Genomic DNA, 5,160 nt, shown 5'->3' on the forward strand with positions numbered 1-5,160 from the left:
GATAAACCTATTCACGTAATTGAAGGGCCGTTAATGGATGGCATGAACGTGGTAGGTGATTTATTTGGCGCAGGTAAAATGTTTTTACCACAAGTGGTTAAATCGGCGCGCGTAATGAAACGAGCCGTAGCCTACCTAGACCCATTTATTGAAGCCGAAAAAGAAGAAGGTTCAACCAATGGTAAAATAGTGATGGCGACCGTAAAAGGCGACGTACACGACATAGGTAAAAATATTGTAGGCGTGGTACTACAGTGTAATAACTACGAAGTTATTGATTTAGGCGTAATGGTACCTGCCGATAAAATACTGCAAACCGCCATCGACGAAAAAGCCGATATTATTGGTTTATCGGGCTTAATTACCCCATCGCTTGACGAAATGGTGCACGTAGCAAAAGAAATGAAACGCCGTGGTTTTGAACTGCCGCTACTCATTGGTGGTGCAACTACCTCTAAAGCGCACACCGCAGTAAAAATTGAGCCGCAATATGACAAAGGCGTTGTGTATGTAAATAACGCAAGCCGTGCAGTTGGTGTGGTTTCAAACTTACTATCAAAAGACATTAAACCTGACTTTTTAGCTAAAACTAAAGCTGAATATGTAAAAGTACGCGAGCAACAAGCGCGTAAAAAACCACGCTCTAAGCCTGTTACAATCCAGCGCGCACGCGATAACGCAGCAAAGCTTGATTGGGATAACTACACACCACCAGTGCCTAAAAAGCTGGGCGTGACCGAGTTTAAAAATGTACCAATTGCTACTTTGCGTAAATACATAGATTGGACGCCATACTTTATGACGTGGTCAATTGCCGGTAAATACCCGCGCATAATGGACGATGAAGTAGTAGGCGAGCAAGCGCAAAGCTTATTTAAAGACGCTAACGATATGTTAGACGACCTTGAAAAAGCAGGCAGTTTGCAACCACTTGGTGTAATTGGTTTATTCCCGGCTAACCGCGTGGGTGATGACATAGAAATATACACCGACGAAACACGCAAAGAAGTATTAACTACTTCGTGCCATTTACGTCAGCAAACCGAAAAAACCGACTTTGCTAATTATTGCCTAGCCGACTACATAGCACCAAAAGGCACGCCTGATTACTTTGGCGCGTTTGCAGTAACGGGCGGCCTAGAAGAAGACGACTTAGCAAATGCGTTTGACGCACAGCAAGACGATTACAACAAAATAATGGTTAAAGCCGTAGCCGACAGGCTCGCCGAAGCGTTTGCAGAATACCTGCACGAAAAAGTACGTAAAGAGTATTGGGGTTTTGCACCAGACGAAAACCTAGCAAACGATGAGCTAATACGCGAAAACTACCAAGGTATTCGCCCTGCGCCAGGTTACCCAGCGTGCCCAGAGCACACCGAGAAAAAGAAAATTTGGCAGTTGCTCGATACCGAAAAGCGCATTGGTATGCAGCTAACTAGCTCGTACGCCATGTGGCCAGGTGCTGCTGTTTCGGGTTGGTACTTCTCACACCCTGAGGCTAAATACTACGCAGTAGCCGCTGTGCAAAAGGATCAGGTAGAAGACTACGCTAAGCGAACCAATATGACGCTTGAAGAAGCTGAACGTTGGCTATCGCCTAACTTGGGGTATGAGCCGGAATAAAAGCGAAAAGGTTAAATAGCGAAGCGGTCAAAGGTTAAAGCGGTCAGTTTTTAGCTTTCAGCTATCAGTAAAACAAAAACGAGCCAAATTGGGCTCGTTTTTGTTTTAAAGTTTATTAGTGAGCAACTCATTTATTTTATTCGTAACATCTTTTGGAGTTGGTTTAGTCGTTTGGTGTTTTAACCAATCTATTAGCTCCACTCTGACTTTAAAGCCTTCTTTAATGCAATAGCTTTGGGAGCTTACCCAAATATCAGGTGCACCAATTGAGCCTCGGCCATACCAATTACAAATACTATAACCTTCACTCTCAATTTTATTTTCAATAATGTTAGTGTAAACGGGTATGGTAACAACCATAACTAATAAAGTTATTCCACACAGTTTGAACCACTTATTCAGTAGGCTTGGGCTAATTTCAGTGTTCTTAATTTTTAGCCAGAGTAAGCCTGTTAGCGTCCCAAACATTGGAACGCACAAAATTAAACTTGGGCTAAAGCTGCGTTCTTTAAAAATGAGGGCGTTGTTGTTTAAAGCTTCAATTACTGACGATACTTCAACCCATGCCGCAAAAGGTGAGGCTATGGTAAAAATTAAAAACAGTATAAATAAAAAAGCATGTTTAATATTTTCGCTTAAAGTTAATTTTTCAGATGTCATTAAATTATCGTAATTCATTTTAAGAAAGGTAAACCGAAAATTCGGTGCATAAATTCTATGGGGCTTTCTTCATACAAGCGTTGAGCATCATGCAATTGATTTTGTGCTCTTTGTATATTACTTTTTAAGTTTTTTTCCGCTACTCTTAAGCTTGAAGCAATTTTTTCAGATAACTCATCACTATCGATAAAAGTATAAGCAAAAAAAGTTAATGCAGTACCAATCACTATTACAGCTATCATCGGACCTACAGCAACAACAGCAGCTGTGCCTACAATAGAAGAGACAGCATACCATGCAATGCTAGATGATGTAGCGGCAATAGCAACATCAACAGAGAAACCACCTATAAAGTCGTGCCACAGCTTCTCATCATTAACTAATTGTTCTACTGTATGAAATCCTGCAGATATAAGAATGCTAACCAAAAAGCCTGTTTTAATTGATTTTTTTGCGCCGAGTTTACCTATACCAAATGATACAAGTTGTGGGTTGTTCGCTAAATAGCGAGTTCCAGTGAGGTGCCGTCTTAGACCTGGATAACCTTTGAAAATTATATAGTTTTTCCCTGAATAACTTTTTACTTTAAAAGTATCAAAAGCTTTTCCGCTTCTTTTCATTTCTGTTGCTATAGCCGTAACTGCAACTATATCCATCCCAATTGGAATAAGGCCTGAACTATTTTTTATCCAGTCTCTATAAAGTGGCCATAAGTCAGATGAAATATTATTTTTCTCAAATACAGTCTCAAACCAATTAATAATTTTACCAGGACTTTGCCCAGCAAGCTTTTTTAGGCTAACAATATAATCAACAAATTCAGATGCATTCATGTGAACTAGATTATACTGGTTTGACTTTAAGGTTGCAGATAACTGCTTTTCTTTTTGGCGGCTTCTAAGATCTTCCCTGGCGGATATTAACATTTTATTTCCCTATAAATAGTATGTACCTATAATGCATCTATATTATACAATTTGTATGTATAGTCAAAGTTTAAAGTCGGGATTTAGATTTTTAACTCAAAATTATAAATGTCTTAAACATTTAACTTTAAACGATAACACTCAAAACTTTTTATTTGTTACATATTAATAGGCTATTAATGAAGTATCTAAATTACATCTTACTTTGCATATATCTATTTTTCACATCGAACACATTTGCGCTTGAGCAGAAATATCACGAGAGTGTTTTACCTGTTATTGCTGCTTTTAAAACGCAGGATAAAACTGCGATTGCTGCGCATATTCGCTACCCTCTAAAAAGGCAATATCCATTGCCTGACATTAAAAATGAAGCTGAGTTTATTAAACGCTTTGATGAAGTGTTTGACGATGAACTTGTTGCCGTTATTGCCAGTTCAAACATTAATACTGATTGGGAGAAAGTAGGTTGGCGCGGTATTATGCTATATAACGGTGTTTTGTGGGTAGATACAGACGGCAAAATTATAACTGTAAATACTCAAAATGTTAAAGAGCAAGCATTTGCTGAACGATTAATTGAACACGATAAGCAATCTCTGCATTCAAGTGTTAATACTTTTAAAAAACTAATACTCAATTGGAAAACGGCTAACTACCATATTCGCGTTGATGATCTAGACGATGGGAATTACCGTTATGCTGTATGGAGTATTGATAAAAAAATTAGCGAAAAGCCCGACATGATTTTATTAAACGGTGATATTACCTTTGAGGGTAGTGGCGGGAATCATCACTATACGTTTAAAAATGGACGTTACAGTTATGTGTTACAAGTAACCATTATTGGTTGTGATACATCACCGCCAGGCTGGCTTGAAGTTTACAAAGACGAACAACGGGTTTTATCTGAAGATGTTATAAGCGCTATTTAATTTAGTATTAGCAACTTACTTAATAATGAGTAATGTTTTTTAGTACCAAACGTTCTAGTAATTAGTATTTTAATAAAATAGTTCTAAGTGGTAGGCTAAAAAGTAGTAAGTAAATTAAAACCGTCCACGCGCTGTAGGGAGTCGTCCTGTAAAGCGCTTTGCAAGGAGTCTAGTATGATCACCCTTACCATTAATGGTAATAAACATGAGTTTTCTGGCGACCCGTCAACGCCAGTATTATGGTACCTGCGAGATGAATTGAATTTAACGGGCCCTAAATTTGGCTGTGGTATGGCACAGTGCGGTGCGTGTACTGTGCATATTGATGGGGTAGCGCAGCGCTCATGTGTATTACCGGTATCGGCTGNCTGTAGTGGGGCGCAATATTACCTCTATTGAAGGGCTAAGCGAGCAGGGCGATCATCCAGTGCAAAAAGCGTGGGTTGAGCATAAAGTGCCGCAATGTGGATTTTGTCAGTGCGGACAAATTATGCAAGCGGCAAGCTTATTAGCAGCTAACCCCAACCCAACTGATGATGAAATAGTGAGTAATATGTCGGGCAATATTTGTCGTTGTGGTACATACCCACGTATTCATAAAGCGATTAAGTCGGCGGCTAAAACCATGGCGGGGGTTGAATATTTTGACCCTAATGAACAAGGGGAAGAGGTATGAAAAACGACAATACGTACTTTGACCTAAACCGCCGCCAATTTTTAAAAACTAGCGCAATAGGCGCATTGGTATTAGGCACATATTTTGTAGGCAGTGCGCCAAAAGCATTTGCTGGCGTGTTAGAGCAACCGTCTGAGCAAGCAAAACGTGCTAACTTATTTATAGCTCTGCGCCCCGATGGCATGGTTGAAATAACCTGCCATCGCTCTGAAATGGGTCAGCAAATTCGCACCGCGATTGCACAAATAGTTGCCGATGAAATGGAAGCCGCGTGGGATAAGGTTATTGTTATTCAGGGTAAGGGCGACCCTAAATACGGCGATCAAAATACCGATGGCTC

General features: G+C 39.8%; 5 protein-coding genes and 1 pseudogene. 4 read left to right on the plus strand and 2 right to left on the minus strand.

Annotated features, from left to right (window positions below; translation table 11 throughout):
• The coding region (locus L652_RS0114840; RefSeq protein WP_024603526.1) for a vitamin B12 dependent-methionine synthase activation domain-containing protein at positions 1-1,623 on the plus strand (1,623 nt) is incomplete at its 5' end.
• 105 nt (positions 1,624-1,728) lie between these two features.
• On the opposite strand, the gene L652_RS0114845 is transcribed toward L652_RS0114840, so the two are convergent.
• Together L652_RS0114845 and L652_RS0114850 are read right to left on the minus strand one after the other, a co-directional pair.
• Positions 1,729-2,283, minus strand: coding sequence for a hypothetical protein (locus tag L652_RS0114845; protein ID WP_139015404.1), 555 nt, complete (start codon positions 2,281-2,283; stop codon positions 1,729-1,731).
• Positions 2,284-2,297: 14 nt separating this feature from the next.
• Complete coding sequence (locus tag L652_RS0114850) at positions 2,298-3,209, minus strand: hypothetical protein (RefSeq protein WP_024596762.1); 912 nt, start codon at positions 3,207-3,209, stop codon at positions 2,298-2,300.
• 179 nt (positions 3,210-3,388) lie between these two features.
• On the opposite strand from L652_RS0114850, the gene L652_RS0114855 reads away from it, so the two are divergent.
• From L652_RS0114855 to L652_RS0114865, 3 genes and pseudogenes are all read left to right on the plus strand, one after another.
• The gene (locus L652_RS0114855; protein ID WP_024596763.1) at positions 3,389-4,144 is read left to right on the plus strand and encodes a hypothetical protein; all 756 of its coding nucleotides are present in this window, start codon (positions 3,389-3,391) and stop codon (positions 4,142-4,144) included.
• A gap of 174 nt (positions 4,145-4,318) precedes the next feature.
• Positions 4,319-4,820 (plus strand): annotated as a pseudogene (locus L652_RS01000000123880) ((2Fe-2S)-binding protein).
• A partial coding sequence (locus L652_RS0114865; protein ID WP_024603527.1) for a molybdopterin cofactor-binding domain-containing protein occupies positions 4,817-5,160 on the plus strand: 344 nt, incomplete at its 3' end. The pseudogene L652_RS01000000123880 and the gene L652_RS0114865, both read left to right, overlap by 4 nt.

The sequence above is a fragment of the Pseudoalteromonas sp. TB25 genome (assembly GCF_000497995.1).
In the GTDB taxonomy this organism is placed as follows: domain Bacteria; phylum Pseudomonadota; class Gammaproteobacteria; order Enterobacterales; family Alteromonadaceae; genus Pseudoalteromonas; species Pseudoalteromonas distincta.